Here is a 26,577-nt window from a genome sequence, read left to right on the forward strand (position 1 = left end):
TCCCGAACGCTAATCATAACTACCAGCAAGTTATGCTAAACAACAATCAGCGCAGAATTAACATAGATACATAAAATTTAACACATCTGTTAGGAGAATACCTGCATCCGCGGCGGGAAAAAAAGCCCCGTCGGGGGCGACGGGGAAAAACTCATTGATTATGGAATGATCTGTTCTCTGGTCAGTTCGAGAACAGGGGTACTCTACGACGCAAAAGTGCAGCTAAAATGGAGAAACCGTGGAGATTCGGGACCAAAGACCGTTTTCATCAATTAAGGAGCAGAAATGAAGGGGATGATACTGATGCTGCCACTGGCGCTTGCCGGATGCGCGCAGACTCAGCCGACACAGCAAGCACATCCGGTAGGGATGGCTAACCCGGCTTCGGTTTACTGTCAGCAGCTGGGCGGGAAACAGGTTCCCATTCAAAGCCCGCAGGGCGTGCGCACCGAGTGCAAGCTACCCGGTGGTGAAACGTTAGATGAATGGGAGCTCTGGCGCCGCGATCATCCGGCTAAGTCATAGCGCTTTCAGCCAGTCAGCCAGCACCTGGGCATGGTTATGCCGGGTGTTTTTCGCCGCGTAGAGCAGCGTCAGCGTCTGCCGGTGGGCCAGCGCGGCCAGGCGCTCGCCTTCATCACGATGGGCCTCAAGCTCCTGGCGATAGCGCTGGCTAAAGTGGGCAAAATCGAGCGTCTCGCCGTGAAAAGCCTTGCGTAAATCTGTCGATGGCGCCAGGGTTTTGCACCACTCAGCGTAATTGAGCGCCTCTTTTTTTATTCCTCGCGGCCACAGGCGGTCTACCAGTATACGGTAGCCGTCGCTCTCTTCCTGCGGGTCATAAACGCGTTTACATTGAATCATCGTCACTCTCCCTTTGTTTCATCCAGGCAAGCAGCTGCGGCAGTTGCTGTTCGGAAAATACCGTAATCCCGTTCTCGCGAAGCAGGGCGGCGGCAACGCCGGCTCCGGGTTTGCGCCGTCCGTTAAAGGTACCATCATAGATAAACTGACTGCCGCAGGTTGGGCTGCCGTCGGTGAGCAGCGCCGCGGTACAGCCTTCCTCCTGCGCGGCTTTTAGTGCCAGCCAGGCGGCCAGCTGATAGTGCGCGGTGACGTCCTGGCCGTCGCTTTCGACAATTTGAGCACGATTTCGCATAACGTCCGCTCCCTGTGCGTCCAGGATCTCCGCCGGTAGTCTGGGGATGGGCAACCCCGCAGCCAGCTCCGGGCAGTGGGTGACCAGCCGCCCCTCGCTCTGCCAGCGAGACAGCGCGTTAGCCAGTTGGGCTTTGTGACTGCCGTTATAGCGAACCTGAAAGCCCATCAGGCAGGCGCTAACCAGAATTTTGTCCTTCATCGTGCATCCATAGCCGTTTGTTTGCCCAATACCATAACGCCAGTTAGAGTAAATTACCCGCGTTCAAGGGCAGACAAAATAAGGATTGTGTTCTGCCGTGGAGATCGCTAACCTGAGGCTCCTTGTGTTGCCTGATAATCGCTATGACATAAGGATCCTGCTATGAACTCCCCCCTGCGTATTGCTCTGGTCGGTGATTACAACCCCGACGTCGTTGCCCATAAAGCGATTCCGCTGGCGATTGATGATGCCGCTGCCGTACTGGAACTGCCGCTGCGCTATGACTGGCTGTCCACCAGTGAGATAAAATCCGCTGATGACCTCGCCGATTACGATGCTATCTGGGTGGTTCCCGCCAGCCCCTATAAAAATGCCGAAGGCGCCTTTATCGCTATTCGCCACGCCCGGGAAAACGGTATTCCGTTCCTTGGCACCTGCGGCGGCTTCCAGCACGCGATTATTGAATACGCGCGCAACGTTATGGGCTGGCAGGATGCCGCGCATGCCGAAACCGATACCGAAGGGCGGATGGTGATTGCGCCGTTAAGCTGCTCGCTGGTGGAAAAGTCGGACAATATTGAACTGCGCGCCAATACGCTTATCTCCCGCGCCTATGGCCGCGACAGCATTGAAGAGGGGTATCACTGCAGCTACGGGATTGCCGACGATTTTGCCCGCGAACTGGAGCAGGGCGACCTGCGGGTCACGGGCTGGGATGATGACGGCGAGATTCGGGCGGTAGAACTGGTGACCCATCCGTTCTTTGTCGCCACGTTATTCCAGCACGAGCGCAACGCGCTGGAAGGCAGACCTGCGCCGCTGGTTCACGCGTTTTTACGCGCGGCAAGTCAGTGAGCGAACGCCCGGCGGCGGTCGCCGGGCATCGGTAGCGCTAGCCGTTAATCTCCCGATCGCGACCGGCCAGCGCGCCAAATACCGCCATCGCAATTGAGATCAACGCCACGGCGATCAGCGGGATATGCCAGTCGCCGTTGGCATCATGAATTTTCCCCATCACCGGCGGCCCGCAGGCGGCCAGCAGATAGCCCACCGTCTGCGCCATGCCGGACAGCGCGGCGGCCTGGTGCGCTGAGCTGGCCCGCAGACCGATAAAGGTCAAGCCGAGAATCATGGTCGCGCCGGACCCGAAGCCGAAGATAAGCGTCCATAGCACCGCCTGACCGGGTAAAAACCATAATCCGAGCGCGCTGACTGCGCACATCAGGGCGACCAGAACTGCGATACCGCGCTGATCTTTCAGCCGATGAAGTATTAACGGGATCGCCAGCCCCGGCGCGGCGGTTGCCAGCTGGAGCAACCCGTGCAGGGAGCCCGCCTGCGCTTCGCTGTAGCCAATGCTTTGCAGAATGGCGGGCAGCCAGCCGATAATGACGTAGTAGACCAGCGAGTTAATCCCGAGAAACAGCGTCACCTGCCAGGCCAGCGCCGATCGCCAGATCCCGCGGTTGTGGATGGCGCCGGAGCCGGTCAGCGGCGCGGCGGCTTGCCTGCGCGACTGCGGCAGCCAGACAAACAGCGCCAGCAGCGGAAATACCATCAGCATCAACAGCGCGCCGCGCCAGCCCAGCCCGGCGAAGGCCAAGGGAACGACCATTGCCGAACCCAGCGCCGCCGCGCCCCCCATGGTGAGAGAGTAAGCGCCGGTCATTTTGGCGACGTGCTGCGGGAAGTCACGCTTAATGAGTCCTGGTAGCAGAACGTTCCCCAGCGCGATGCCGCAGCCGATAATCGCGGTGCCGATAAACAGCAGCGTGACCACGGGCAGGGAGCGCAGAGCAATACCGAGGCAAATCAGGATCAGCGCCAGCAGCAGGCTTCGTTCAATGCCGAAGCGGCGGGCGACAGCCGCCGCCAGCGGCGAGATCAGGCCAAAGGCCAGCAGCGGCAGAGTGGTTAACAGACCGGTTTGCGCGGTGGTGAGGCCATATTCGCTGCGAATGGCATCAAGCAGCGGCGCGGCGCCGGTAAAAGCCACGCGTAAGGTGGTGGCGATAAGCAGAATACCGGCAATCAATACAAGATGACGGCGATCGGCAGAAGGTGAAGCAGAATTCATGGCTATCTCAAACTAGAATACGAGGCGGTTACAATAGCCTGTTTGTCCTCTGTTTAAATCAAGCTAAAATGACAGATTATCGCTAAAATCGGACATTTTTATGATCGGACTGGGCCTTGACGGCTACGACCCGGACAGCGGTCACGAAGCGGCGGCGGCTTTTCGTATTCAGGTTGTCGCGGACGAGCAGTACATTCCGCGCCATCAGCACCGCAAAGGGCAGCTTATTCTCGCGCTTCACGGGGCGCTGACCTGCGAAGTGGAGAACGCGATGTGGATGGTGCCGCCGCAGTACGCGGTGTGGGTGCCGGGACAGGTGCCGCACAGCAATCGGGCGACGCCGGAGGCGCAGGTCTGCTTTTTGTTTATTGAACCCGACGCGGCGGCGATGCCGGCTTTCTGCTGTACGTTAAAAATTTCACCGCTGGTGCGCGAGCTTATCCTCGTCATGGCCGAGCGCGGCAGGGCAGAACTCGCTAAACCGGCAATGAACCGCCTGGTGCAGGTGCTGTTCGATGAACTCCCGCAGCAGCCGCAGGAGCACCTGCAGCTGCCGGTCTCTGGGCATCCAAAAATTCGTCAGATGGTGGACACGATGGCCGTCGACCCGGCCCGCTGGCAAACGTTGGCGCAGTGGGCGGCGGAATTCGCCATGAGCGAACGCAATCTGGCGCGGCTGGTGGTGCGTGAGACGGGCTTAAGCTTTCGCCGCTGGCGACATCAGCTGCAGCTGATCCTCGCCCTGCAGATGCTGGTCCGCGGGCAGACGGTACAGCAGACGGCGCAGAGCCTGGGCTATGACTCTACCACCGCCTTTATTACCATGTTTAAAAAGGGCCTCGGGCAAACGCCGGGCCGCTATCTTGCCAGCCTGGCTACGACTTCCCAATAAACAGCGAAATGATCCCGGCGGCGATCAGCGGGCCAACCGGAACGCCGCGGAAGAGGGCGACGCCGAGGACGGTGCCGACCAGCAGTCCGGCCACCAGCTGCGGCTGCGAGCCCATCAGCGCCACGCCGCGTCCGCCAAGCCAGGAAACAAATACCCCCACGGCAATCGCCAGCAGCGACTTCCAGTTCACAAAGGAGTGCAGCAGCGTTGAGGGCGGCAGCGTACCGCTGGCAATGGGGGCCATCACGCCGATGGTGAGGATAATAATACCGATGGTCAGCCCCTGCTTTTCAATCCATGGAAAGAAAGCGTTGAGCGGGGTGACGCGGACGATAATTAAAACCAGGATTGAAATAGCAACGGTGGTGTTGTGGCTAATAAAGCCGAGCGCCGCCAGGCCCAGCAGTATTAACAGGGTGGTGTCGAGCATGTGCAGAGGTCCTTGCCAAAAAATAAAAAAAGAAAAACCCATTTACTCTACGCATAATCGCGTAAGTAAACAGGTTTTTTATCGCAGACTCGCGATTTGAGGCATCTGCACGATCGATTGCTACCCGCGGCCTTAGCGTAGCAGGGGGGCAATCAGGCCAGGCGATGAAACGCGGTCAGTTCCGGACGGGCAATGCGCAGATAGTCGGCGGTATCAAGGATGATGGACTTATCAAGCTGCCCGGCGTTGAAGGCGATTTCCGGGAAACGCGCAAACAGCAGCGGATCGGCGACCAGCCGCAGGTCCGGATGGAAAGTGAAGGGGGGAATGGCGCCAAACGCGCAGGCGGTCAGGGCGTCCACTTCCGCCGGGCTGGCCAGCGAGGCTTTACTGCCGCCGATGTATTCGGCCAGCCGGGCTAAATCCGCCTGAAGATCGGCGGCTAGGATAGCCAGAACGTGCTGATTAACGCCATGCCCTTTCACTTTACACACCAGCGCCTTGGCTCCCTGGCCCAGCGCGGTGCCGCGAATCTTCGACACGGCTTCACATTTCCCGACGGCCTCATGTTCAACGACCCGATAGCGGGCGTGGGAGCGGTTAAGCAGCGCTAGCAGCTGCTGATGAATACTGATTCTTACAGGCGCGTTCATGTCGATTTTTTCCTTCACAATAAAACCTCAAGATTCTTCTTCTCGCCCCGGGTAAGGATACTTTTTTTGCTTTTTATTTTCGTACAGCCGGGCATCGGCGATTTTCATTACATCGGCCAGGCTATCCCCCGGCGCCATGCTGCAGGCGCCCCATGAGAAATTAACGCGCCGGTTAATGTCAATTACCCTCAGGTGCTGGCGAATACGCTCGGGGATATTTTGCGCCTCTTGTTCCTCATAATCGATCAGGATCAGGAAGAACTCATCGCCGCCCAGACGGATGCCGTAATCGCTTTTACGGATGGCGGCGGAAATGGATTGCGCGAGCAGCACAATCGCGCGGTCGCCTTCGTCGTGCCCCCAGGTATCATTAAGGTATTTAAGCCGGTCGCAGTCCAGCGCCATAAACACGATATTCACCCCCTGCTCGGTAAGCTTTTGCATGCGGGATTCCAGCAGCGAGGAGAGAATTTTACGGTTGTAAAGACCGGTTAAAGAATCACTAATGTTCTCTTTGAAAACGTCGATATACAGACGAAAGTGCATGCGTACCAGATGCAGTAAAACGCCGGTAGATATCAGGTAAAACAGGAATAGCTTCCAGGAGCTAAGCAGAAAATAGGTCATATCCAGCGACAGCGCAATATGCAGGTTTTCCGCTACCTTTTGGCTATGGTGGGCATAGCTGAAAAAATGCGTGTTGCTGCGGTGTACGCGGATTTCAGATGTTGAGTCGGAGTCCGTTAACGTGATGTCGAGATAGCGCCAGACCAAAGGGCGGTCGGCGGTGTAAAGAAGTTTCTCAATATCATGGCGAGTGACATCCACCATCACGATGCCCTTCAGCCGATCCCGATGATAAACCGGGGTTAAAAATGACAAAATATTCTGCCCGGTTAACGCGTCAGCATAGATGCTGGAAATCAGCGTGCGGCCGCGGAGTAAACCGTTGAGGCTGTTCTGAGTGATACCCAGTTTGCTGTCGTGAAGAAAGTCCCAGTTGGCGACTGGATTGCTTTTTATCTCAATTGGTGAATAGAAATAGGCATACTTATTATCTAAATCAAGATAGTAGCGGAAACGTTTGTCTGATTTGAATGTTGCCGCATTCAGCGCTGAGTTCATATCGCTTTGGGCGATAGCGGCATCAAATGCCTGCAGCGCCGGGAGAGCGTTGATCCATGGCCCGCACGACGCCTGCGTGGTACTGAGCGTACCGTGAAGCCCGGGGAAGGTATGCCCGGCGATATTCAGGCCGAAGACTTTACCCTTGTTCTCGACGCTGGCGCAGGCCTGTTGGGCTTTTTCGGCAGTCGGATGCGTATCCAGCTTTCGCGCGACCTGGGAGATCACGAGCTGATTTTGATATTTATCGTACAGAAAGGCGGATTCGCCCTTTTCGATGATATATCGCATGTATTCTGACATATCCCGATGGCTGGCGACTAATTCATACACCAGAAACGAAGATGTCAGGACAACTACCCCCGCAGAAATGAAATAACGGAGTAATTTATTCTGTAATTTCATGATGATAATTTCGCCAGCACGATTAAGATGATTCTACCATGGGCGGCCCGGTGGCGCCACGACCGATGATAAGCATACTGGTCGTCTGTCCAGCATCATCATGCGTCATCACCGAACGGCAATGAAGATAAATAGCTGATTAAATATAAGGACGCTAAGTTATGTGGCTATCGTAAATATTCGACTAAATTCATTTTTCACTCATTTTGTTCTCAATAAAATATGCTGCAATAACCGCGCTGCGGCTATCCTGCCGCCGCTAAAAATGAAATAATGTTAATTATCAAGCGAACTTTTCTTATTTTCACCAGTCCTTAGCAGGGTAACAGGCGGTACTATTGATAGCGGTAATGAGGTTATGATGATGGAAAACGCAGCGGTGCAGGCATCCCCCCGAAAGTTTAAAAAAATAAGGGAGCTAAACAGGCGTCGTAATTATTTATTTAAGAAAATACGCAATGTCATTCGAGTCTATATCGCTAAAGCGTTCTGGGATAGTCGCGTGCGCCGCGAAGCTGATTTAACCTCTGTTAAAACGGTGTTGCTAATGCGTAATGAAGGGGCGATCGGCGACGTGGTAGTAGATTCAGCGCTGGTTAAATGCCTCCATAAGGCAGGTATGACCGTTGATTTTCTGTTAACGAAATCAAACAGTCAGGTCATGCGTGATAATCCACACATTCGCCATATTTATGAAGCTGAGAATGTCGACTCGGCGGCTTATCTGCGTAAGTTTACCCATAACGTTCCTCGCTCCGTTATTAATGAGCTTGCGAATAATAAGTACGATATTGTAATTGACCCGTCGCTGTTTGATATTCCGGTTCACCGCATGCTGCTTTTACGGCAGATAAAACCCAGGTCGGTACTGGGATTTAATAAATGGCCTTCCATCAATCACTATACCCGGTCTTTTGATTTTGACTGTGAAAACTGGCACGTCAGCAAGACATTTTCGATCATCGCTGATTATCTGCAGCTGGATAAGAAATATCTGCACTCTTATGACCTGCATATCCCGCAGGATGTTAATCATCAGGTTCGTGAATATCTGGCGGCGCTGAACGGGCGTAACGTGGTGATTAATATTTTTGCCGGGCATCAGGACCGTAGTATGTCGCAGACGCAGCTGGCTGCGCTTATCGCCAGGCTGTGTCAGGATTATCCCGACGTCAACATCATCCTGCTCGATCACCGCGATGAAATCCGCATTCCCCTGGCGGAAAAGGTCTGCGTGAATCCGTTTAAAACGCTGCATCACTGCATGGCGCTTATTGCCCAGGCCGATTTAGTTATCTCACCGGATACTTCGGTGGTCCATATGGCGGCGGCGTGGAAAAAACCGCTTATCGCGGTCTACAAAGATGTGCGGATGAATAATCGACTCTGGGCGCCGGGATACGACAAGGCGCGGCAGATCATCGTTAAGTGCGGCAAGGTGCACCAGCTGGAGAGCTTGCCCGACCTGATTATGTCGGAGATTGATCCCGGTACTTTGCAACAGGGGCGGGCCGGGTAAGGCGGGATAAAAAACAGCCAGCGTCTGTGCTGGCTGTCGGGAAAAGTTTAACCGTCCGCTTTTGAGGTCTGCTTGTGAAACAGTTCGCGAAATACCGGATAAATATCTTCCGGGTCGCGAATATGCTGCATAGCAAAGTTTTCGAAGGTCGACTGCAGGTGTTCATACTCCCGCCACAGCGTCTGGTGCGCCCGACGGGTTATCTCAATATAGCTATAGTAGCGCACCACGGGCAGGATCTTCTTCGCCAGCAGTTCATGACACAGCGGTGAGTCGTCCGCCCAGTTATCCCCATCCGAGGCCTGCGCGGCGTAGATATTCCACTGCGCCGGGTCGTAGCGCTCTTTGACCACTTCATCCATCAGCTTCAGGGCGCTGGAGACAATCGTGCCGCCGGTTTCCTGCGAATAAAAGAATTCGTGTTCGTCGACCTCTTTAGCCTGCGTATGGTGGCGGATATAAACGACATCGACGTTTTTATAGGTCCGGCTGAGGAACAGATACAGCAGGATGTAAAAGCGTTTTGCCATGTCCTTGGTCGCCTGGTCCATGGAGCCCGAGACGTCCATCAGGCAGAACATGACTGCCTGGCTTGACGGTTCTGGCCGTTTTTCGTAGTTCTTGTAACGTAGATCGAAAGTATCAATAAACGGGACGCGGTCGATTTTCGCCCGCAGTTCGGCTATCTCTTTGCGCAGCCGCTCCTCTTCCAGCAGCTGTGCCGGTTCGCTTTTGCTAATGGTATCAAGGTCTTCTTCCAGCGCGTGCAGTTCCCGGCGTTTACCGGCGGTCATCGCCGTGCGCCGCGCCAGCGAGTTTTGCAACGAGCGAACGACGCTGATATTGGCGGGAACGCCGTTAGCGGTATAGCCCGCGCGATGGGTTTTATACTCCGTCAGCTGGCGCTGCTGGTTTTTCTTCAAATTTGGCAGGGCGAGATCCTCGAACAATAGATCGAGATATTCGTCTTTCGAAATCTGAAAGACAAACTCGTCCTGGCCTTCGCCGTCGGCGCTGGCTTGCCCCTGACCGCTGCCTCCACCGCCACCGCCGCCCTGAGGGCGTTCGATACGGTCATTTTGTACAAAGTGATCGTTACCGGGGTGTACGCGATTGCGCAGGCCGCCGCGTCCCTGATGAAACATCGGTTCGTTAATATCGTCCGTTGGGATGGAGACGGACTCTCCGCTCTGAATATCGGTCACCGAGCGCTTGTTGATGGCCTCGGAGATCGACTGCTTTATCTGCGCTTTATAGCGGCGCAGAAAGCGCTGCCGGTTGACGGCGCTTTTATTTTTCCCGTTCAGGCGTCGGTCTATGAACCAGGTCATATGCCCTCCTGTACTGCATTTGCCAACTATGCCCCGGCCATTCAGGCGCGGAAAACAGCCCATCGCTGAATGTTATTGGGTCTTCGCAGTTATTATTAACCCGACAGCGGTGAGCTGCCGGGCCGGTCTATCAGGATGATTTACGTACCCGCAGATACCATTCGCACAGCAGACGAACCTGCTTACGGGTATAGCCTTTCTCCATCATGCGGTCGACAAAGTCATCGTGTTTTTTCTGCTCATCGGTTGACGTTTTGGTGTTGAAGGAAATCACCGGCAACAGCTCTTCGGTATTGGAGAACATTTTCTTCTCGATAACCGTGCGCAGTTTCTCGTAGCTGGTCCAGTTTGGATTACGCCCGCTGTTGTGCGCTCTGGCGCGCAGCACGAAGTTGACTATCTCGTTGCGGAAGTCTTTCGGGTTACTGATCCCGGCGGGCTTCTCGATTTTTTCCAGCTCAGCGTTCAGCGACTCGCGGTCAAACAGCTGGCCGGTATCCGGGTCGCGGTATTCCTGATCCTGAATCCAGAAGTCGGCGTAGGTGACATAACGGTCAAAAATGTTCTGCCCGTACTCAGAGTAGGATTCAAGGTAGGCGGTCTGGATCTCTTTGCCGATAAACTCGGCGTATTTCGGGATCAGATAGCCTTTGAGGAACTCAAGATAACGCTCTGACTGCTCCTGCGGGAACTGCTCGCGCTCGATCTGCTGCTCGAGGACGTAGAACAGATGCACCGGGTTGGCGGCGACTTCGGCATGGTCAAAGTTAAATACCCGCGACAGGATTTTGAACGCGAAGCGGGTAGACAGGCCGTTCATCCCTTCATCAACGCCGGCATAATCGCGATACTCCTGATAGGATTTCGCTTTCGGGTCGGTGTCTTTCAGGCTTTCGCCGTCATAGACGCGCATTTTTGAGTAAATGCTCGAGTTTTCCGGCTCTTTCAGCCGCGACAGAATCGAGAAGCGCGACAGCGTTTCCAGCGTGCCCGGCGCGCACGGCGCATGGGTCAGTTCGCTGTTATTAAGCAGTTTTTCATAGATGCGGATCTCTTCCGAGATACGCAGGCAATAAGGCACCTTGACGATATACACGCGGTCGAGGAAGGCCTCATTGTTTTTGTTATTCCGGAAGGTCACCCATTCCGATTCGTTGGAGTGGGCGAGGATGATCCCGTTGAACGGCAGGGCGGAGATCCCTTCGGTACCGTTATAGTTGCCTTCCTGCGTCGCGGTCAGCAGCGGGTGCAGCACCTTGATAGGCGCTTTAAACATCTCGACGAATTCCATCAGCCCCTGGTTGGCGCGGCACAGGGCGCCGGAGTAGCCGTAGGCATCCGGATCATTCTGCGCGTAGTGCTCCAGTTTACGAATATCCACTTTACCGACCAGCGCCGAGATGTCCTGGTTGTTCTCGTCGCCAGGCTCGGTTTTGGCGATGGCGATCTGCGCCAGAATTGATGGCCACACTTTCACCACGCGGAACTTAGTGATGTCGCCGCCGAATTCATGCAGACGCTTGGCCGCCCACGGCGACATAATCGTCCCCAGATAGCGGTTTGGAATGCCGTACTCTTTTTCGAGGATTTGCGCATCCTCCTGCGGGTTGAACAGACACAGCGGATGGTCGTTGACCGGGCTGCGCTCTCCGTTTGCGCTGAGCACATAGATAGGGACGCGCTGCATTAAGGACTTCAGGCGTTCGGCAAGCGATGATTTACCGCCGCCCACGGGCCCCAGCAGATACAGAATCTGTTTCTTCTCTTCCAGCCCTTGAGCGGCGTGCTTCAGGTAAGAAACAATTTGCTCAATGGCATCTTCCATCCCGTAAAACTCTTCAAAGGCCGGATAGCGTGCGACAACCCGGTTTGAAAAGAGACGGGATAGCCTGGGTTCGAGGGCCGTATCGACCATGACCGGCTCACCGATGGCCATCAGCAATCTTTCTGCTGCGTTAGCATAAGCACTGCGATCTTGCCGACAGATGGTAAGAAACTCCTGCAGTGTGAACTCTTCGTCCTTGGCAGCTTCATAGCGCTGGCGATAGTGATCGAATATATTCATGGCATGCCGTCCTTTCGTTTTTAGCACAGGTTGAGAGCCGTTCATATGAATAGTGGGAGCCCCCGGAAGAGGTAAGCTGCATAGCGCTCTCTGATACTCCAGCAACCCTTATGCCAGGTTGGCGAAGTATCGGGATAACGTGCCCCGCATTTACTTCTTCTAAATTTAAGCGTAGATGCATTTGGAAAACTTGCATGGCGTAGAAAATCAATTTCAATGACATATCAATAACTCATCCGGAAAACGGTCTCTTTTTTGCACCTCTTGTCCTGCGGCGTCATGGCGCTGTCATTCAGGTGTCAGCTTGTGGTCATCTGACGATGAGAAAATGATGAGTTCAGTGTAATGACTGGTAAAGAATTTGAGGCATGACGTATACAACGTTAAACTGCCTGCGCTGATTATTTGACAACAGGAATATGGATCGTGACTAAAATCAAACTTCTGGCACTTGGTGTGTTGATTGCGAGTTCAGCATCCGCCGTACACGCTGAAGGGAAGTTCACTTTAGGGGCGGGTGTGGGTGTGGTCGAACATCCCTACAAGCAATATGATGCTGATGTTTACCCGGTGCCCGTTATTAATTATGAGAGCGATAACTTCTGGTTTCGCGGCTTGGGTGGTGGTTACTACCTGTGGAATGATACCAACGATAAGCTCTCTGTGACCGCGTACTGGTCGCCGATGTACTTTAAGCCTGGCGACAGCGATAGCCAGCAGATGCGTCGCCTGGATAAGCGTAAGTCCACGGTGATGGCGGGGCTCTCCTACGAACATTATACGCAGTACGGCTTCCTGCGCACCGCGCTGTCAGGGGACACCCTGGATAACAGCAACGGTATCGTATGGGATCTGGCCTGGCTGTATCGCTATACCAACGGCAACCTGACGCTTACGCCGGGTATTGGCGTGGAGTGGAACAGCGACAACCAGAACGAGTACTACTATGGTGTTTCGAAACATGAGTCGAATCGCAGCGGCATGCGCAGCTACGATCCGGACAGCAGCTGGAACCCGTACCTCGAGCTGTCGGCAAACTATCGTTTCCTCGGCGACTGGAGCGTATACGGCGTGGCGCGCTATACCCGTCTGTCCGATGAAATCACCGATAGCCCGATGGTGGACAAATCCTGGAGCGGCCTGATTTCTACCGGGGTCACTTACTCCTTCTGATAGTGCTTTATTACAGGGCATTTTGTGCATCAAAACAGGGCGTCTCGCCCTGTTTTGCATTATGGTGGTGCAATCATTTGCAGGAGGTAGCGATGGTAGAAAGGACCATTCGTTTTGGCGAGCATCCGGCGGTTCCCGTTATCGGGCAGGGGACCTGGTATATGGGTGAAAACCCGGCGCTGCGCGCGCAGGAGGCGGCTGCACTGCGCGCGGGCATCGATCTTGGCCTGACGGTTATCGATACGGCGGAAATGTATGCTGACGGCGGCGCTGAAGAGGTCGTCGGCGAGGCGATTCGCGGGCAACGCGATCGGGTGGTGCTGGTGTCTAAAGTCTATCCATGGAATGCCGGTGGACGCAAAATAGCCCGCGCCTGCGAGGCCAGCCTGCGCCGCCTCAATACCGACTATCTGGATCTTTATCTGCTGCACTGGCGCGGAGATTATTCTCTACAGGAGACGGTTGCCGGCATGGAAGCGCTGGTTGCGCAGGGTAAAATTCGCCGCTGGGGCGTGTCGAATCTCGATGAGGATGATATGCAACAGCTCTGGCAGGTGGAGGGCGGCGAACGGTGCGCGACCAATCAGGTGCTCTATCATCTGGCTTCCCGCGGCATTGAGTATGACCTGCTGCCGTGGTGCCAGCAGCGGCGGCTGCCGGTAATGGCCTATTGTCCGCTGGCTCAGGCCGGTCGCCTGCGCAATGGACTTTTAAATCATACCGTTGTGAAAAATATTGCGCAGGAGCGGGGCGTGACCGCGGCGCAGATTCTGCTGGCGTGGGTGATTAGCCGCCGGGAGGTACTGGCGATCCCGAAAGCGTCGAGCATTGAGCATGTCGCGCAGAATGCCGCGGCGCTGGATATTGTGCTGAACGATGAGGAGCTTGCGCTTCTCGATAAAGCTTACCCGGCGCCGGCCAGAAAAACGCCGCTGGATATGGTGTAAAGCAAAGCCCAACTCTGCGATCGGCAAAATACGCGTACAATCAGTCGAGTAGGCCGGGCAAGGCGTAAGCCGCCGCCCGGCAGAACGATGTTAACCCGCGCGCCATCCTGCTTTGCGTTAGCGTTTCACCACGCGGAGGGTTTGCGCCAGGCGCGAAGGTTTCTCTTCGCTGGCCTTCTGGGTTTCGGTCACGCAGCAGGTTTCTACGCAGACGAAGGTTTTGTAGCCATCATCCGGCATGTCGCCCATGCTGACGGAAAGCGCCGGACCCGGGTTCCAGGCCACCACGTTGCTGTTGTGATGATGCGTAACGTCGATATTGCGGTTCAGCGCATCGTCGTGAATCACGCTGCAGGTTTCGGCATTCAGATACACGCGGTCGGTACGATCGGGAAAGGTCTCTGTGCCATTGCTCAAAACGCCTTCTTCCGCGTTTTTCACTTTATCAATATAACGCTCCCCCAGACCGCTGACCTTCACAGCCGCAATGTCGCCGACGTTGAAATAGGTGTGCAGGGCGGAAGTGGTTTCAAATTCGCCGTGCGCTTCCAGCTCAATTTCGCAGGTTTTGCCCAGCTTGAAACGCGCCAGCAGGGTGAACTCGTGCGGCCAGTACTGGCGGGTAGCCTCGCTGCTTTTCAGTTCAAAGGTCAGCACCGCGCCTTTGTCATCTTCATCGTGCCCTTTCAGAGCCCAGGGCAGATTGCGGGCGAAGCCGTGGGAGGGCAGACCCGGCTGCGCAGAAGGGCCGAACCACGGCCAGCAAATCGGCACGCCGCCGCGCAGGGCAACGCCGTTTTTAAACGGCGTATTGCCGCTGAGCCACAGGACTTCTTCTTCGCCCGCGGGCTTCCAGGAGAGCAGGTGAGCGCCCTGCAAAGCCACGGAGGCTTTCACCTGCGGATGGTCAACGACGATCAGCTCGAGGTCATCAAGCTGGCGGCGGGAAAGGACAGGGGTAAGTTGTTCGATAACCGGGAGGGCAAAAATTTTATTAATCATTACGCAATCCTTTATCTTCAGACAAAAAAAAGAGCGACCGAAGTCGCTCTTACAGATTACTGTCTCATCTCAACTTATTTGGAGATGTGAGCAATCAGGTCCAGAACCTTGTTGGAGTAACCAGTTTCGTTATCGTACCAGGAAACCAGTTTCACAAAGTTGTCGTTCAGAGCGATACCCGCTTTGGCGTCGAATACGGAAGTGCAGATTTCACCGTTGAAATCGGTGGATACAACGTCGTCTTCGGTGTAGCCCAGAACGCCTTTCATTGCGCCTTCAGAAGCAGCTTTGATTGCTTTCTTAATTTCTTCATAAGAAGCAGCTTTTTCCAGACGAACGGTCAGGTCAACAACGGATACGTTCGGAGTCGGAACGCGGAACGCCATACCGGTCAGTTTGCCATTCAGTTCTGGCAGGACTTTACCTACAGCTTTAGCAGCGCCGGTAGAAGACGGGATGATGTTCTGAGCTGCGCCGCGGCCGCCGCGCCAGTCTTTGTGAGACGGGCCATCAACGGTTTTCTGAGTTGCGGTGGTTGCGTGAACGGTAGTCATCAGACCTTCGATGATGCCGAAGTTGTCGTTGATAACTTTTGCCAGCGGAGCCAGGCAGTTGGTGGTGCAGGATGCGTTGGAAACGATGTCCTGGCCTTCGTATTTGTCAAAGTTAGCGCCTTTAACAAACATCGGGGTGTTGTCTTTGGACGGGCCAGTCAGTACGACTTTTTTCGCGCCAGCGGTGATGTGTTTACGAGCGGTTTCGTCGGTCAGGAAGATACCGGTTGCTTCAGCAACAACGTCAACACCCACTTCGTCCCACTTCAGGTTAGCCGGGTCACGCTCAGCGGTAACACGGATTTTTTTACCGTTAACGATCAGATGACCGTCTTTCACTTCAACGGTACCGTTGAAACGGCCGTGAGTGGAGTCATACTTCAGCATGTAAGCCATGTAGTCAGCGTCTAACAGGTCGTTGATTGCAACGATCTCGATGTCAGAACGTTCCTGAGCAGCACGGAAAACAATGCGACCGATACGGCCAAAACCGTTGATACCTACTTTGATAGTCATATATTCCACCAGCTATTTGTTAGTGAATAAAAGGTTGCCTGTAAAATTACAAAAACCTTACGCAGCGTCAAGCGGAATCGTGTCAATCATTGCGACAAATCAATCCAGAGCATGCCTTTGCGCGGTCGATTTATCCCACTTTCCCTTTGAGCCCAATTCCATATGGGGGCTGCGCCCGGAATTTTAAAGGTCATTGAAGATAAAAATGTGATATTCATCACAATTGTGTGGCTGCCTTTTGGCGTCGCCTAAGTTTAGAACAAAAGTGCACGCTTCATTGTTAATATTTTGTTAGAATTGACGTGAAAAGTTGTCCTTTCACAGCGAGAAGCAAGTCAATGTCGAATAAACCCTCTTCGGACGAGCTCAAAAAAAATTTGAGCGAGATGCAGTTTTACGTGACGCAGAATCACGGTACTGAGCCGCCGTTCACCGGGCGGTTGCTGCACAACAAACGCGATGGCGTCTACCACTGCCTGGTGTGCGATGCCGCGCTGTTTCACTCGCAAACCAAGTATGATTCCGGCTGCGGCTGGCCGAGCTTTTATGAGCCCGTCAGCGATGACGCAATTCGCTACCTTAATGATTACTCCCACGGTATGCAGCGCACGGAAATTCGCTGCGGAAACTGCGATGCTCACCTTGGGCACGTATTCCCGGATGGCCCTCAGCCCACCGGAGAACGTTTTTGCGTTAATTCGGCCTCGTTAAGCTTCACCAATGACGAAAACGGTGAGCAAATTAAGGGTTGAAAAAACGATTCAGCAAATTATTCCAAACGGGGATATCGGAAGATGGAAATCGATCGGATTATTGACGGTATGACGCCGGAAGTTTATCAGCGCCTGGCCACGGCGGTGGAATTGGGTAAATGGCCGGACGGCGTGGCGTTGACTGACGAACAGAAAGAGAACTGCCTGCAGCTGGTGATGCTTTGGCAGGCGCGCTACAACGTTGACGCGCAGCATATGACCATCGATACCAACGGGCAGATGGTGATGAAAAGTAAACAGCAGCTGAAAGTTGACTTCGGCATTACGCCGCAGCCTATCGCGACCTTTAAATCCTGAGCCTGAAAAGGCCTGCGTCAGCCCGGCCAGGTGTGCGCCGGGCTTTGATGCGTCACAGCGTTATTTCTTGTTCATCATCGCCTTAAGATCGGCGAAGGAGTTATATTTCGCTTCGCCGACGCTTTTCTGCGCATCTTCGCCGGCGACCACCGTCGAGCCGTACAGATCGGCTTCGGTGTATTTTGAGTGCTCATGATCGTGACAGTACAGGCACAGCATCTCCCAGTTGCTACCATCTTCCGGGTTATTGGAGTGGTCGTGATCGATATGGTGCACCGTCAGCTCACGCAGGTTTGAATAGACAAACTCACGCGAGCAGCGTCCGCAGACCCAGGGGAAGAGCTTCAGCGCTTTTTCGCGGTAACCGACTTCCAGACGGGCGTAGTTTTTCGGGATATAAGCCATAATACCCATGCCTTCTGTTGCAAATGAAAAGCTGCGCCTGAGCTGGCGCAGCGGAATGCAGTTATCATAACCTATTGTGCATGCGCTGACACCGCGCAGTTCAGCGTTTGATCCCTAATGACTCGGCCAGCTGTTTCGCCAACTGGTTCTGGTCATCCGCGCCGTACTCCCAGAACATCGCGCCTGCCAGACCCTTGCTCTTGATATAGTCAGCCTTGATGGCCACCGAGCGCGGGTTCTCATAGGAAAGCGCAAAGAGGGCTTGACCGTCGGCGGACTGCACCGATAGCCACGGCACCTTCGCTTCATCATCCCAATGCTGAGTAAAGCGCTTCTGCGGATCGTTGATTAACTTCGCCACGATATCGTTATATTTCACATAGGTGTCTTTGGTCAGATCGACGCCCAGCGATTCGAACAGCTCAATCTGTTGAGCCGCAAAGTAGGGACGGGTGGCCGGGTTTTTCTGCGCGTCCGGCTGGCTCCAGTCAATACCCGGTTCGACGGCGCGTTTTGGTATCCGGCCATAGAAACCAATCCCCAGGTTCATCTGGCTCGGCTTTAGACCGGCGGCAAGGTAGTTGTTCACCACAAAGTCCGCGCTGTACTTATCTGCTTCAGCGACCGTCGGCCAGCGGGTCGAATCATACAGGTTGGAATTGAAGTACTGGGTGCCGTAGGCCAGGTCATAGGTCATCAGGTTGATGTAGTCGAGCGATGGCGCTATCGCTTTGACGTCAACCCAGCTTTTTGGGCTCTCCGCGTTTGCGCCTACGGCGATGGTCACCAGTTTTTTGTTCCCTACCGCCGCGCGCAGCTCTTTCAGCAGGGCGGTAAAATTATCGCGATCGGCCGGTTGGCTGGCGACCAGCCCCCACGCGCCGTTGACCGGATACTCCCAGTCGAGGTCGATGCCATCGAGGCCATATTTTTCAATAATCGCCAGCGCCGACTGGATAAACACCGCCCGGGTCTCTTTCGTCGCCGCTGCGCCGGAGAATCCGCGCGCCCCCCAGCCGCCGACGGAAAGCAACACTTTCAGGCTTGGGTTCTGCTGGCGCAAGCTGGGGATTTTCTGCAAATCCGCCTGTACTTTCGGCGACAGCCAAATCTGATGCAGCTTGCTCGGGTCTTTCAGGGCCGCGTTGGTTTCGTCTTTCTCGTCGTTATAGACCAGACCAAACGAGTAGTTGAGATGGGTGATCTGGCGTACGTCCAGTTTATCAATATCGCCGCCGGGACCGGCAGTGACGTCGCCGCCGCCGTTAAAGTAGCCGACGGACATCAGCGTGTTAGCGGAAACAACGCTCGCGCAGAGCAGGGGTAAAGCTGCCAGCAAAGGCAAAATTTTCATAGCAAATCCTCTTTGACTTAAAAGTGACTCGAAAAGCAAACACGCCACGTAAATGGCGTGGCGAAAAAACAGCCCGTGCAGGCTAGCATCTTCCGTCGCGCAAAAATGCGAAGCGGTTCACGGCTGCATTAGCGAAGCGGTCGCGTGACCACGCCATGTCTTCACTTCAATCACCTCCCTCGACGAATGTTGCCGTATTTGTGATCTGAGTTGTGAAATACAGATCAATATCTGTGTTTTAAAGATTTGTTATTGACCTCAAAGATTTTGTGGTTAAGTATTGCCTCCACTGAAGCAAAACCATTAAACAAAGGAAGACGCAATGAAAGCACTGGCAAGATTTGGTAAGGCCTTTGGCGGCTATAAGATGATTGACGTACCGGAACCGGTGTGCGGTCCGGATGACGTGGTGATTGAAATCAAAGCCGCCGCCATCTGCGGCGCGGATATGAAACACTACAATGTCGACAGCGGTTCCGATCAATTTAACTCCATACGCGGCCATGAATTTGCCGGTGCCATTGTTCGGGTGGGTGACAAGGTCAAGGACTGGAAAGTCGGCCAGCGGGTAGTCTCGGATAATAGCGGGCACGTCTGCGGCGTTTGTCCGGCCTGCGAACAGGGCGATTTTCTGTGTTGTGCAGAAAAAGTGAATTTGGGTCTGGACAACAATACCTGGGGCGGCGGATTTTCAAAATACTGCCTGGTGCCGGGAGAGATCCTCAAAATCCATCGTCATGCGCTGTGGGAGATTCCGCCGGGCGTTGATTACGAAGACGCGGCGGTGCTGGATCCTATCTGTAATGCCTATAAGTCGCTCGCTCAACAATCCAAATTTCTTCCCGGTCAGGACGTCGTGGTTTTCGGTACCGGTCCACTTGGGCTCTTTTCCGTACAGATGGCGCGCATTATGGGGGCCGTGAATATCGTCATGGTCGGGCTGGAAGAGGATGTCGCGGTACGTTTCCCTATTGCCAAAGCGCTCGGCGCAACGGCGGTAGTCAACGCTTCTACTGAGGATGTGGTCGCCCGCTGCCAGGCGATTTGCGGCAAAGATAATCTGGGGCTGGTTATCGAATGTTCTGGCGCCAATATCGCCCTCAAACAATCCATCGAAATGCTGCGTCCCAACGGTGAAGTGGTGCGCGTGGGCATGGGATTCCAACCGCTGGACTTCTCCATCAACGATATCACCGCGTGGAACAAAAGCATCATCGGGCATATGGCCTATGACTCCACTTCCTGGCGTAACGCCATTCGCCTGCTTGCCAGCGGCGCGATCAAAGTCAAACCGATGATCACGCACCGCATTGGCCTGTCGCAATGGCGCGAAGGGTTTGACGCCATGGTCGATAAAACCGCGATCAAAGTCATCATGACTTACGACTTTGATGAATAACCCCTTTATGAAAGGAACGTTATCCGATGGAACAGATAGCAAAACCGCACTGCGGCGCCAGGCTGGATCGCCTGCCTGACTGCCGCTGGCACTCGGCAATGTTTGCCATGGTCGCTTTCGGGTTACTGGTCTGCTGGAGCAATGCCGTTGGCGGGTTAATTCTCGCGCAGTTGAAGGTGCTCGGCTGGACCGATAATTCGACCACCGCCACGTTCTCCGCCATTACCACGGCGGGTATGTTTCTTGGCGCGCTCGGCGGCGGCATCATCGGCGATAAAATTGGGCGTAAAAACGCCTTCATTCTGTATGAAGCGATTCATATCGTTGCCATGGTCGTCGGGGCATTTTCCCCGAACATGACCTTCCTTATCGCCAGTCGTTTTGTCATGGGGGTCGGATTAGGCGCGCTGCTGGTCACCTTATTCGCCGGTTTTACCGAATATATGCCCGGCAGAAATCGCGGCACCTGGTCCAGCCGGGTCTCGTTTATCGGCAACTGGTCCTATCCGCTCTGTTCGCTGATCGCGATGGTATTAACACCGTTAATTAGTGCGGAATGGAACTGGCGCGTTCAACTGCTGATCCCCGCCATGCTGTCGCTGATAGCCACCGTGATTGCCTGGCGCAGTTTCCCTGAATCGCCCCGCTGGCTGGAGTCTCGTGGACGCTATGAGGAAGCCGAAGAGGTGATGCGGGCCATTGAAGAGAGGGTCGTGCTGCAAACCGGTAAGCCATTGCCGCCAGTGGTAATAGAAGATGATGGTAAAGCGCCGCGCGCCGTGCCCTATTCAGCGTTATTAACGGGTGTATTACTGAAGCGGGTAATTTTAGGCTCCTTCGTGCTGATAGCCATGAATGTCGTCCAGTACACCTTAATTAACTGGCTGCCGACGATATTTATGACCCAGGGAATTAATCTGAAAGACTCGATTGTTTTAAATACCATGAGTATGTTCGGCGCGCCGTTCGGGATTTTTATCGCCATGCTGGTGATGGATAAAATTCCCAGAAAGACTATGGGCGTAGGCCTGTTAGTGTTAATTGCCGTACTGGGATATATCTATTCGCTGCAAACCAGCATGCTGCTGATTACTTTAATTGGCTTCTTCCTGATTACGTTTGTCTATATGTACGTGTGCTATGCCTCAGCGGTATATGTGCCGGAAATCTGGCCGACCGAAGCGAAGCTTCGCGGTTCAGGCCTGGCGAACGCGGTGGGGCGCATCAGCGGCATCGCCGCGCCTTATGCGGTGGCGGTACTGCTTAACGGTTACGGCGTGACTGGGGTATTTGTGCTGCTGGGGGCCGTCTCCATTATTGTTGCGGTCGCTATTGCCACAATCGGAATTGAAACTAAAGGCGTCTCTGTCGAAAGCCTCGGTATTGATGCCGTTACCAGCAAATAATATTGACGGGAAATAATATGAAGAATGTAAAAGCGATATTAAAAACGCCGGGCACGATGAAAATTATTGCCGCCGATATCCCGGTGCCGAAAGAGCATGAAGTGCTGATAAAAATTGAATACGTCGGTATTTGCGGCTCAGACGTCCACGGTTTTGAATCGGGCCCCTTTATTCCGCCGAAAGATCCCAATCAGGAAATTGGTCTGGGGCACGAATGCGCCGGTACGGTGGTGGCGGTGGGCAACCGCGTGAGCAAATTTAAACCCGGCGACCGGGTGAATATTGAGCCCGGCGTGCCGTGCGGCCACTGCCGCTACTGCCTGGAGGGAAAATACAATATCTGTCCTGACGTTGATTTCATGGCCACGCAGCCAAATTATCGCGGCGCGTTAACCCACTACCTGTGCCATCCGGAGAGCTTCACCTATAAGCTGCCCGACAATATGGACACGATGGAAGGCGCGCTGGTGGAGCCTGCGGCGGTCGGCATGCATGCCGCGATGCTGGCGGACGTCAAGCCGGGCAAGAAAATCGTCATTCTTGGCGCAGGCTGTATTGGTTTAATGACCCTGCAGGCATGCCTTTGCCTGGGGGCAACCAACATTGCTGTGGTGGATGTGCTGGAAAAACGCCTTGCCATGGCCGGGAAGCTTGGCGCCAACGTCGTTATCAACGGCGCGAAAGAGGACACCGTCGCGCGCTGCCAGCAGTTCTCCGGTGATATGGGGGCCGATATCGTATTCGAAACCGCCGGTTCGGCCGTCACCGTTAAGCAGGCTCCGTATCTGGTCATGCGCGGAGGGAAAATCATGATCGTCGGTACGGTTCCCGGGGATTCAGCGATCAATTTCCTCAAGATTAACCGTGAAGTGTCGATTCAGACCGTTTTCCGCTATGCCAACCGCTATCCGGTCACCATTGAAGCTATTTCCTCCGGGCGTTTCGATGTGAAGTCGATGGTGACGCATATTTACGATTTTGAGGATGTTCAGCGCGCGTTTGAAGAATCCGTTAATAACAAACGTGAAATCATTAAAGGCGTTATTAAAGTTAACCATTAATTTATTGCAAAGGGAGAAACAACCATGCTGGCAGATATTAAATATTGGGAAAATGATGCCCGGAATAAACATTATGCGATTGCCCACTTTAACGTGTGGAATGCGGAAATGTTAATGGGGGTGATTGATGCGGCGGAAGAGGCTAAGTCGCCGGTGATTATCTCTTTCGGTACCGGATTTGTGGGCAATACCTCGTTTGAAGATTTTTCGCATATGATGGTTTCGATGGCGAAAAAGGCATCGGTACCGGTGATTGCTCACTGGGATCATGGCCGCAGCATGGAGATTATCCATAACGCCTGGGTCCACGGCATGAATTCGCTGATGCGCGACGCCTCGGCCTTTGACTTCGAAGAGAATATTCGCCTGACCAAAGAGGCGGTGGATTTCTTCCATCCGCTGGGTATTCCGGTTGAGGCGGAGCTGGGGCACGTGGGGAACGAAACGGTCTACGAAGAAGCGCTGGCCGACTATCACTATACCGATCCGGATCAGGCGGCGGAATTCGTCGAACGTACCGGCTGTGATTCGCTGGCGGTGGCGATTGGCAACCAGCATGGTGTCTATACCTCAGAACCGAAACTGAATTTTGACGTGGTTAAGCGCGTGCGCGAGGCGGTGGCCGTTCCGCTGGTGCTGCACGGCGCGTCCGGCATTAGCGATGCGGATATCAAGAAGGCCATTTCATTAGGCATTGCGAAAATCAATATCCACACCGAACTGTGCCAGGCGGCGATGGCGGCGGTCCAGGAGAACCAGAATCAGCCGTTCCTGCACGTTGAGCGTGAAGTCCGCAATGCGGTAAAAGCCCGCGCGCTGGAGAAAATCAAACTGTTTGGCTCTGACGGGAAAGCGGAATGACACTATGGATAATATCGAGGTTATTTGTCTGGGGGCGGCCATCGTGGATATTCCCCTGCAGCCGGTGAGTAAAAATATCTTTGATGTCGACTCTTATCCATTAGAACGCATTGCGATGACCACTGGGGGGGATGCAATTAATGAGGCGACGATTATTTCTCGCCTTGGACATCGGACGGCATTAATCAGTCGGGTAGGGAATGACGCGGCGGGTCATTTTATTCTCGACCACTGTCGTCGAGAGAAGATTGATATTCTGAGCCTGAAGCAGGATGCCAATACAGATACCTCCATCAACGTAGGTTTAGTGACCGCTGATGGCGAACGTACTTTCGTCACTAATCGCAACGGCAGCCTGTGGCAGTTGAATATTAACGATGTCGATTTTAAGCGCTTCTCACAGGCAAGACTGCTGTCGCTGGCGAGTATTTTTAATAGTCCGCTGCTCGACGGCAAAGCGTTAGTGGAGATTTTCTCTCAGGCGCAAGCGTACGGGCTGATGATTTGCGCCGATATGATTAAGCCGCGGCTTAACGAAACCCTGGAGGATATTCGTGAGGCGCTGGGCTATGTCGATTATCTGTTTCCCAATTTTGCCGAGGCAAAACTGCTCACCGGGAAAGAGACGCTGGATGAAATTGCCGATAGTTTCCTGAACTGCGGCGTGAAAACGGTCGTCATTAAGACCGGCAAGAGGGGCTGTTTTATTAAGCGGGCCGATATGAAGATGGCGGTTCCGGCGGTTTCAGGGATTACCGCCATCGATACCATCGGCGCCGGGGATAATTTTGCCGCGGGATTTATCTCCGCGCTGCTTGAAGGCAAGCCGCTGCGCGAATGCGCGCTGTTTGCAAACGCCACGGCGGCGATATCGGTCCTCAGCGTGGGCGCCACGACGGGCGTAAAAAACAGAAAGCTGGTTGAACAACTTCTTGATGAATACGAAGGGTAATAGCGACAGATGAAAATGATTCCTTTAGGCAGTACGGATATTAGGCTTTCCCGCATGGGATTAGGAACATGGGCCATCGGCGGCGGCCCGGCATGGAGCGGTGATCTCGACCTGCGGATTTGCATCGACACCATTATTGAGGCGCATCGCTGCGGAATTAATCTGATTGATACCGCGCCGGGCTACAACTTCGGCAATAGCGAAGTGATTGTTGGTCAGGCGCTAAAGCAGCTGCCGCGCCGCGATATAGTGGTTGAGACCAAATGCGGCATCGTCTGGGAGCGGACGGGAAGCCTGTTTAATAAAGTGGGTGATCGCCAGCTGTATAAAAACCTGACGCCCGAGTCGATTCGCGAAGAGGTGGATGCCAGCCTGCAAAGGCTGGGTATCGACACCATTGATATCTATATGACCCACTGGCAGTCAGTCGAACCCTGCTTTACGCCAATTGCGGAGACCGTAGCGACGCTGAACGCGCTAAAGAAAGAGGGAAAGATCCGCGCTATCGGCGCAGCGAACGTCGATGCCGGACATATCAGGGAATATCTCAAACACGGCGAGCTGGATATCGTGCAGGCCAAATACAGCATCCTTGACCGGGCGCTGGAAGCCGAGCTGCTGCCGTTGTGCCAGCAGAACGGCATCGTGGTGCAGGTCTACTCGCCGCTCGAGCAGGGGCTGCTGTCCGGTACTATCACACGGGATTATGTTCCCGGCGGCGCGCGGGCCAACAAAGTCTGGTTCCAGCGGGAAAATATGCTGCGCGTGATTGATATGCTCGAGCAGTGGCAGCCGCTGTGCGAGAAATATCGCTGCGCTATCCCCGCCCTGGCGCTGGCGTGGATCCTAAAGCAAAGCGATTTAATCACCTTACTTAGCGGCGCTACGGCGCCCGAACAGGTGCGCGAGAATATCGACGCGCTGACCATCGCTCTGACGGATGATGATTCATTACTGATGAGACAAATGGCGCAAGCGCTGGAGACCCAATAAGCGCGGCGTGACTGACCTCTGTTTCTGTGTAAAAGAATATTGGAATCTGTGATTCGGACATGTTATTTTTAAAACAAACATGACCTGGCGGATACCAGGGGTTTATTATGACTTTGCAGGAAACAGAGGTGTTACCGTGGCGGCAAAAGACAGAATTCAGGCCATTAAGCAAATGGTGGCTAATGATAAGAAAGTAGCGGTTTCTAATTTAAGCGCAATTTTTCAGGTCACAGAGGAAACGATTCGCCGCGATCTGGAAAAGCTTGAAGATGAAGGTTTTTTGACTCGCACGTACGGCGGCGCAGTATTAAATACCAGCGCGTTGTCCGATAATGTTCATTTTTATAAACGCGCAAAGTCTCATTTTGAAGAGAAACAGGTCATTGCCCGTAACGCCTTGCCGTTTATTAAAAATAAGACCACTATGGCCGCTGATTCCAGCAGTACCGCGATGGAGTTATTAAAACTGCTGAAGGAAAGAAATGATCTCACGCTGCTGACCAATTCCGCGGAAGCCTTCCATGAACTGGCGCAGTCGGAAATAAACGTTGTTTCCACCGGCGGAGAGCTGAATAAAAATACGCTGTCGCTGCAGGGGCGGATCACCAAGGAAATTATCAGTCGTTATCATGTTGATATTATGGTGATGAGCTGCAAGGGTCTCGATATGCAAAGCGGGGCGCTGGACTCTAACGAAGCGGAAGCGGAAATCAAGAAAACCATGATCCGCCAGGCAACGGAAGTGGCGCTGCTGGTCGACCATTCAAAGTTCGATCGTAAAGCTTTCGTCCAGCTCGTGGATTTTAGTCATATTAATTACCTTATTACCAATAAGGCGCCGGGTGCACAGTGGATTGCATTCTGTAAAGAAAATAATATTCAACTCGTTTATTAACGTCACCGTTGGTCGTGTCGATATTGTTTTAGTTTGCACCTGGGCAATGCCATAAAAAATTAATGATGATGGATCGCGCGGCAAAATTAACTCTGCCGCGAACGCCATACTTAATAATTTTAGCTGAATTTG

The 26,577-nt window shown here is 53.9% G+C and carries 27 protein-coding genes; 15 read left to right on the forward strand and 12 right to left on the reverse strand.

Annotated features, from left to right (window positions below; all coding sequences use genetic code 11):
- The first annotated feature begins 285 nt into the window (after positions 1-285).
- Positions 286-525 carry a putative hemolysin gene (locus KOSB73_RS13820; protein WP_004138321.1) on the forward strand — a complete coding sequence of 80 codons (240 nt, stop codon included), beginning with the start codon at positions 286-288 and terminating at the stop codon, positions 523-525.
- On the opposite strand, the gene KOSB73_RS13825 is transcribed toward KOSB73_RS13820, so the two are convergent.
- Both KOSB73_RS13825 and KOSB73_RS13830 read right to left on the reverse strand, forming a co-directional pair.
- Positions 520-864 carry a DUF488 domain-containing protein gene (locus KOSB73_RS13825; protein WP_004138318.1) on the reverse strand — a complete coding sequence of 115 codons (345 nt, stop codon included), beginning with the start codon at positions 862-864 and terminating at the stop codon, positions 520-522. The two genes, KOSB73_RS13820 and KOSB73_RS13825, sit on opposite strands and share 6 nt — an antisense overlap.
- A complete protein-coding gene (locus tag KOSB73_RS13830; RefSeq protein WP_004138316.1) occupies positions 851-1,360 on the reverse strand; it encodes a 2-thiouracil desulfurase family protein in 510 nt (169 codons plus the stop codon). The genes KOSB73_RS13825 and KOSB73_RS13830 overlap by 14 nt, the downstream gene beginning before the upstream one ends.
- A 162-nt stretch (positions 1,361-1,522) precedes the next feature.
- On the opposite strand from KOSB73_RS13830, the gene KOSB73_RS13835 reads away from it, so the two are divergent.
- Positions 1,523-2,215, forward strand: coding sequence for a CTP synthase C-terminal region-related (seleno)protein (locus tag KOSB73_RS13835; protein WP_064342476.1), 693 nt, complete (start codon positions 1,523-1,525; stop codon positions 2,213-2,215).
- A gap of 37 nt (positions 2,216-2,252) precedes the next feature.
- Here KOSB73_RS13835 and KOSB73_RS13840 read toward each other — a convergent pair whose 3' ends face one another.
- Entirely contained in the window at positions 2,253-3,437 is a 1,185-nt protein-coding gene (locus tag KOSB73_RS13840) for a CynX/NimT family MFS transporter (protein WP_098140592.1), read from the reverse strand.
- Positions 3,438-3,537: 100 nt separating this feature from the next.
- Between KOSB73_RS13840 and KOSB73_RS13845 the strand changes: the two genes are divergently transcribed.
- The gene (locus KOSB73_RS13845; protein WP_049089989.1) at positions 3,538-4,329 is read left to right on the forward strand and encodes an AraC family transcriptional regulator; all 792 of its coding nucleotides are present in this window, start codon (positions 3,538-3,540) and stop codon (positions 4,327-4,329) included.
- On the opposite strand, the gene KOSB73_RS13850 is transcribed toward KOSB73_RS13845, so the two are convergent.
- The 3 genes from KOSB73_RS13850 to dgcJ all read right to left on the reverse strand — a co-directional run bounded on the left by KOSB73_RS13850 (position 4,313) and on the right by dgcJ (position 6,942).
- Positions 4,313-4,759, reverse strand: coding sequence for a DUF441 domain-containing protein (locus KOSB73_RS13850; protein WP_004138309.1), 447 nt, complete (start codon positions 4,757-4,759; stop codon positions 4,313-4,315). The genes KOSB73_RS13845 and KOSB73_RS13850 overlap by 17 nt on opposite strands.
- A gap of 152 nt (positions 4,760-4,911) precedes the next feature.
- Entirely contained in the window at positions 4,912-5,412 is a 501-nt protein-coding gene (locus tag KOSB73_RS13855; protein ID WP_024359470.1) for a YbaK/prolyl-tRNA synthetase associated domain-containing protein, read from the reverse strand.
- Positions 5,413-5,439: 27 nt separating this feature from the next.
- Complete coding sequence (gene dgcJ / locus KOSB73_RS13860; protein WP_098140593.1) at positions 5,440-6,942, reverse strand: diguanylate cyclase DgcJ; 1,503 nt, start codon at positions 6,940-6,942, stop codon at positions 5,440-5,442.
- A 361-nt stretch (positions 6,943-7,303) separates the two neighbouring features.
- Between dgcJ and KOSB73_RS13865 the strand changes: the two genes are divergently transcribed.
- Positions 7,304-8,461, forward strand: a complete 1,158-nt coding sequence (locus KOSB73_RS13865; protein WP_064342480.1) for a glycosyltransferase family 9 protein — start codon at positions 7,304-7,306, stop codon at positions 8,459-8,461.
- 47 nt (positions 8,462-8,508) lie between these two features.
- On the opposite strand, the gene KOSB73_RS13870 is transcribed toward KOSB73_RS13865, so the two are convergent.
- Both KOSB73_RS13870 and yeaG read right to left on the reverse strand, forming a co-directional pair.
- Positions 8,509-9,792, reverse strand: coding sequence for a YeaH/YhbH family protein (locus KOSB73_RS13870; protein ID WP_004138302.1), 1,284 nt, complete (start codon positions 9,790-9,792; stop codon positions 8,509-8,511).
- Positions 9,793-9,922: 130 nt separating this feature from the next.
- Entirely contained in the window at positions 9,923-11,857 is a 1,935-nt protein-coding gene (gene yeaG / locus KOSB73_RS13875; RefSeq protein ID WP_004121478.1) for a protein kinase YeaG, read from the reverse strand.
- A gap of 426 nt (positions 11,858-12,283) precedes the next feature.
- Between yeaG and KOSB73_RS13880 the strand changes: the two genes are divergently transcribed.
- Together KOSB73_RS13880 and KOSB73_RS13885 are read left to right on the forward strand one after the other, a co-directional pair.
- Positions 12,284-13,030: a MipA/OmpV family protein gene (locus tag KOSB73_RS13880; protein ID WP_004138300.1), complete on the forward strand. Its 747-nt coding sequence runs from the start codon at positions 12,284-12,286 to the stop codon at positions 13,028-13,030.
- A 92-nt stretch (positions 13,031-13,122) separates the two neighbouring features.
- Positions 13,123-13,977: an aldo/keto reductase gene (locus KOSB73_RS13885; protein ID WP_049089991.1), complete on the forward strand. Its 855-nt coding sequence runs from the start codon at positions 13,123-13,125 to the stop codon at positions 13,975-13,977.
- A 117-nt stretch (positions 13,978-14,094) separates the two neighbouring features.
- On the opposite strand, the gene KOSB73_RS13890 is transcribed toward KOSB73_RS13885, so the two are convergent.
- Both KOSB73_RS13890 and gapA read right to left on the reverse strand, forming a co-directional pair.
- On the reverse strand, positions 14,095-14,979 hold the full coding sequence (locus tag KOSB73_RS13890; protein ID WP_004138297.1) for a D-hexose-6-phosphate mutarotase: 885 nt from the start codon (positions 14,977-14,979) through the stop codon (positions 14,095-14,097).
- Between the two features lie 74 nt (positions 14,980-15,053).
- Entirely contained in the window at positions 15,054-16,049 is a 996-nt protein-coding gene (gapA, locus tag KOSB73_RS13895; RefSeq protein WP_004138295.1) for a glyceraldehyde-3-phosphate dehydrogenase, read from the reverse strand.
- A 338-nt stretch (positions 16,050-16,387) separates the two neighbouring features.
- On the opposite strand from gapA, the gene msrB reads away from it, so the two are divergent.
- Both msrB and KOSB73_RS13910 read left to right on the forward strand, forming a co-directional pair.
- Positions 16,388-16,801 (forward strand): peptide-methionine (R)-S-oxide reductase MsrB, encoded by a 414-nt coding sequence (gene msrB / locus KOSB73_RS13905; RefSeq protein ID WP_004121465.1) that lies wholly within the window; start codon positions 16,388-16,390, stop codon positions 16,799-16,801.
- A 42-nt stretch (positions 16,802-16,843) separates the two neighbouring features.
- Positions 16,844-17,119 carry a YeaC family protein gene (locus tag KOSB73_RS13910; protein WP_004138292.1) on the forward strand — a complete coding sequence of 92 codons (276 nt, stop codon included), beginning with the start codon at positions 16,844-16,846 and terminating at the stop codon, positions 17,117-17,119.
- A 60-nt stretch (positions 17,120-17,179) separates the two neighbouring features.
- Here KOSB73_RS13910 and yajD read toward each other — a convergent pair whose 3' ends face one another.
- Together yajD and chiD are read right to left on the reverse strand one after the other, a co-directional pair.
- A complete protein-coding gene (yajD, locus tag KOSB73_RS13915) occupies positions 17,180-17,524 on the reverse strand; it encodes an HNH nuclease YajD (RefSeq protein ID WP_098140615.1) in 345 nt (114 codons plus the stop codon).
- A 100-nt stretch (positions 17,525-17,624) separates the two neighbouring features.
- Positions 17,625-18,878 carry a chitinase ChiD gene (gene chiD / locus KOSB73_RS13920; protein WP_024359463.1) on the reverse strand — a complete coding sequence of 418 codons (1,254 nt, stop codon included), beginning with the start codon at positions 18,876-18,878 and terminating at the stop codon, positions 17,625-17,627.
- A 322-nt stretch (positions 18,879-19,200) separates the two neighbouring features.
- On the opposite strand from chiD, the gene KOSB73_RS13925 reads away from it, so the two are divergent.
- From KOSB73_RS13925 to KOSB73_RS13955, 7 genes are all read left to right on the forward strand, one after another.
- The gene (locus KOSB73_RS13925; RefSeq protein ID WP_024359462.1) at positions 19,201-20,277 is read left to right on the forward strand and encodes a zinc-binding dehydrogenase; all 1,077 of its coding nucleotides are present in this window, start codon (positions 19,201-19,203) and stop codon (positions 20,275-20,277) included.
- Between the two features lie 26 nt (positions 20,278-20,303).
- Positions 20,304-21,683, forward strand: a complete 1,380-nt coding sequence (locus KOSB73_RS13930; RefSeq protein ID WP_098140594.1) for an MFS transporter — start codon at positions 20,304-20,306, stop codon at positions 21,681-21,683.
- Between the two features lie 17 nt (positions 21,684-21,700).
- Positions 21,701-22,744 (forward strand): NAD(P)-dependent alcohol dehydrogenase, encoded by a 1,044-nt coding sequence (locus KOSB73_RS13935; RefSeq protein WP_098067268.1) that lies wholly within the window; start codon positions 21,701-21,703, stop codon positions 22,742-22,744.
- 24 nt (positions 22,745-22,768) lie between these two features.
- Positions 22,769-23,605 carry a ketose-bisphosphate aldolase gene (locus tag KOSB73_RS13940; protein WP_024359460.1) on the forward strand — a complete coding sequence of 279 codons (837 nt, stop codon included), beginning with the start codon at positions 22,769-22,771 and terminating at the stop codon, positions 23,603-23,605.
- 4 nt (positions 23,606-23,609) lie between these two features.
- Positions 23,610-24,557 carry a carbohydrate kinase family protein gene (locus KOSB73_RS13945; RefSeq protein WP_004138277.1) on the forward strand — a complete coding sequence of 316 codons (948 nt, stop codon included), beginning with the start codon at positions 23,610-23,612 and terminating at the stop codon, positions 24,555-24,557.
- Positions 24,558-24,566: 9 nt separating this feature from the next.
- Positions 24,567-25,550: an NADH-dependent methylglyoxal reductase gene (gene ydjG / locus KOSB73_RS13950; protein WP_049089993.1), complete on the forward strand. Its 984-nt coding sequence runs from the start codon at positions 24,567-24,569 to the stop codon at positions 25,548-25,550.
- 136 nt (positions 25,551-25,686) lie between these two features.
- Positions 25,687-26,445: a DeoR/GlpR family DNA-binding transcription regulator gene (locus KOSB73_RS13955; protein WP_004138274.1), complete on the forward strand. Its 759-nt coding sequence runs from the start codon at positions 25,687-25,689 to the stop codon at positions 26,443-26,445.
- The last annotated feature ends 132 nt before the right edge of the window (positions 26,446-26,577 follow it).

The organism is Klebsiella grimontii (assembly GCF_900200035.1).
Classification (GTDB): Bacteria; Pseudomonadota; Gammaproteobacteria; order Enterobacterales; family Enterobacteriaceae; genus Klebsiella; species Klebsiella grimontii.

Coding starts and splice junctions, on each gene's coding strand:
- KOSB73_RS13820 (WP_004138321.1), top strand. CDS start 286: ATGAAGGGGATGATACTGATGCTGCCACTGGCGCTTGCCGGATGCGCG.
- KOSB73_RS13825 (WP_004138318.1), bottom strand. CDS start 864: ATGATTCAATGTAAACGCGTTTATGACCCGCAGGAAGAGAGCGACGGC.
- KOSB73_RS13830 (WP_004138316.1), bottom strand. CDS start 1,360: ATGAAGGACAAAATTCTGGTTAGCGCCTGCCTGATGGGCTTTCAGGTT.
- KOSB73_RS13835 (WP_064342476.1), top strand. CDS start 1,523: ATGAACTCCCCCCTGCGTATTGCTCTGGTCGGTGATTACAACCCCGAC.
- KOSB73_RS13840 (WP_098140592.1), bottom strand. CDS start 3,437: ATGAATTCTGCTTCACCTTCTGCCGATCGCCGTCATCTTGTATTGATT.
- KOSB73_RS13845 (WP_049089989.1), top strand. CDS start 3,538: ATGATCGGACTGGGCCTTGACGGCTACGACCCGGACAGCGGTCACGAA.
- KOSB73_RS13850 (WP_004138309.1), bottom strand. CDS start 4,759: ATGCTCGACACCACCCTGTTAATACTGCTGGGCCTGGCGGCGCTCGGC.
- KOSB73_RS13855 (WP_024359470.1), bottom strand. CDS start 5,412: ATGAACGCGCCTGTAAGAATCAGTATTCATCAGCAGCTGCTAGCGCTG.
- dgcJ (WP_098140593.1), bottom strand. CDS start 6,942: ATGAAATTACAGAATAAATTACTCCGTTATTTCATTTCTGCGGGGGTA.
- KOSB73_RS13865 (WP_064342480.1), top strand. CDS start 7,304: ATGATGGAAAACGCAGCGGTGCAGGCATCCCCCCGAAAGTTTAAAAAA.
- KOSB73_RS13870 (WP_004138302.1), bottom strand. CDS start 9,792: ATGACCTGGTTCATAGACCGACGCCTGAACGGGAAAAATAAAAGCGCC.
- yeaG (WP_004121478.1), bottom strand. CDS start 11,857: ATGAATATATTCGATCACTATCGCCAGCGCTATGAAGCTGCCAAGGAC.
- KOSB73_RS13885 (WP_049089991.1), top strand. CDS start 13,123: ATGGTAGAAAGGACCATTCGTTTTGGCGAGCATCCGGCGGTTCCCGTT.
- KOSB73_RS13890 (WP_004138297.1), bottom strand. CDS start 14,979: ATGATTAATAAAATTTTTGCCCTCCCGGTTATCGAACAACTTACCCCT.
- gapA (WP_004138295.1), bottom strand. CDS start 16,049: ATGACTATCAAAGTAGGTATCAACGGTTTTGGCCGTATCGGTCGCATT.
- msrB (WP_004121465.1), top strand. CDS start 16,388: ATGTCGAATAAACCCTCTTCGGACGAGCTCAAAAAAAATTTGAGCGAG.
- KOSB73_RS13910 (WP_004138292.1), top strand. CDS start 16,844: ATGGAAATCGATCGGATTATTGACGGTATGACGCCGGAAGTTTATCAG.
- yajD (WP_098140615.1), bottom strand. CDS start 17,524: ATGGCTTATATCCCGAAAAACTACGCCCGTCTGGAAGTCGGTTACCGC.
- chiD (WP_024359463.1), bottom strand. CDS start 18,878: ATGAAAATTTTGCCTTTGCTGGCAGCTTTACCCCTGCTCTGCGCGAGC.
- KOSB73_RS13925 (WP_024359462.1), top strand. CDS start 19,201: ATGAAAGCACTGGCAAGATTTGGTAAGGCCTTTGGCGGCTATAAGATG.
- KOSB73_RS13930 (WP_098140594.1), top strand. CDS start 20,304: ATGGAACAGATAGCAAAACCGCACTGCGGCGCCAGGCTGGATCGCCTG.
- KOSB73_RS13935 (WP_098067268.1), top strand. CDS start 21,701: ATGAAGAATGTAAAAGCGATATTAAAAACGCCGGGCACGATGAAAATT.
- KOSB73_RS13940 (WP_024359460.1), top strand. CDS start 22,769: ATGCTGGCAGATATTAAATATTGGGAAAATGATGCCCGGAATAAACAT.
- KOSB73_RS13945 (WP_004138277.1), top strand. CDS start 23,610: ATGGATAATATCGAGGTTATTTGTCTGGGGGCGGCCATCGTGGATATT.
- ydjG (WP_049089993.1), top strand. CDS start 24,567: ATGAAAATGATTCCTTTAGGCAGTACGGATATTAGGCTTTCCCGCATG.